An 867-nucleotide genomic window follows, 5' to 3' on the forward strand; every position below is an offset into this window, starting at 1 on the left:
ATGCCACATACAGCTGTTCTACCATTGAACTATATCCACCTTAAAAAATTTTTTTTTGAATAGCCTGAGGAGAAAATCGAATTCTCATTCTTAATTCATGAAATTATTGTTCTACCATTAAACTACTCGGGCTAATTTAATTATTCATAATTTTAATATATAATAATTTTATTATTTTACATTATTATATAATTATGTTGGAGCGATTCGAACACTCATAGCTAAATACCAAAAATTTATGACTTACCTCTTAGTCAACAACATAAAATATATTATTAATTTAAATTAATAGAGGTAACCTAATAATTGATTAATTTAAATAGTTAAATTCAATAAATATTTATAAGTTTAAACCTATGGATAATAAGACTTGAACTTATAAAGCTTCCGCTACCATGTTCTAAGCATGGCCTGGTTACCAATTTCAGCATATCCATAAAAATAGTTGCTCGAAATAAGACTTGAACTTATAACCTAAACATCTTCAGTGTTCCGCTCTACCAATTGAGCTTTTCGAGCTAAAATTTTGGAGTTATCAGGAATTGAACCTGAATAAAGGACTTGCAAAGTCCTCGTTTTACCAATTAAACCATAACCCCAAATATCCGAGGAGGGATTCGAACCCACACGAGTATATCAATAAAACTTAAGATTATCCTGTCTACCAATTTCAGCACTCGGATTAAGACTAAAATGATTCGAACATTTATAAAAACTATTATGAGCAGTTGGCTTTACCATTAAGCTATAGCCTTAATATACGGATTTAGGATTCGAACCTAAATAAATTGATCATGAGTCAAATATGTTACCATTACATTAATCCGTAATAAGAAATAGGTGATTTGAACACCTGACCCTTCGTGT

At 29.9% G+C, this 867-nt stretch carries 3 tRNA genes; all 3 read right to left on the bottom strand.

The features are described 5' to 3' along the window. Window positions 1-60: 60 nt before the first annotated feature. The 3 genes from ACYVBS_RS14625 to ACYVBS_RS14635 all read right to left on the bottom strand — a co-directional run bounded on the left by ACYVBS_RS14625 (window position 61) and on the right by ACYVBS_RS14635 (window position 599). Window positions 61-133, bottom strand: a tRNA-Met gene (locus ACYVBS_RS14625). Window positions 134-446: 313 nt separating this feature from the next. Further along, window positions 447-519 (bottom strand) — tRNA-Phe (locus ACYVBS_RS14630). An 8-nt stretch (window positions 520-527) separates the two neighbouring features. After that, window positions 528-599, bottom strand: a tRNA-Ala gene (locus ACYVBS_RS14635). Between the last annotated feature and the right edge of the window lie 268 nt (window positions 600-867).

Source organism: Lysobacter olei, assembly GCF_054777355.1.